This window comes from Nitrosospira sp. NpAV, from assembly GCF_000832065.1.
Taxonomy (GTDB): Bacteria; Pseudomonadota; Gammaproteobacteria; order Burkholderiales; family Nitrosomonadaceae; genus Nitrosospira.
This window is the reverse complement of the sequence record NZ_JXQM01000295.1, coordinates 1-256: the sequence shown is the minus strand read 5'-3', so window position 1 is coordinate 256 and position 256 is coordinate 1. Positions and strand designations below refer to the sequence as shown.

Below are 256 nucleotides of genomic sequence, written 5' to 3'. Positions count from 1 at the left end.
GCTCTTCCGATCTCTTGGAGAAGCCCGGCGTATTGGCCTCCACCAGGAACAGGCTGGTGCCCTTGGCACCGGCCTTGGGGTCGGTCTTGGCCACGACGATCACCAGATCGGCCAACCAGCCGTTGGTGATGAAGGTCTTCGAGCCATTGATCACGTATTCGTCGCCATCGAGCACCGCAGTGGTCTTCACGCCCTGCAGGTCGGAGCCGGCACCCGGCTCGGTCATGGCAATGGCGGTGACCATCTCGCCGCTCAC

Annotated in this window: 1 protein-coding gene; it reads right to left on the bottom strand. The window is 63.3% G+C overall.

Going from position 1 to position 256, the window contains the following annotated elements; translation table 11 throughout:
- Positions 1-244, bottom strand: a 244-nt coding sequence (locus SQ11_RS16165; protein ID WP_269746064.1) for an acyl-CoA dehydrogenase family protein, incomplete at its 3' end; no start/stop codon positions are given.
- Positions 245-256: the final 12 nt, after the last annotated feature.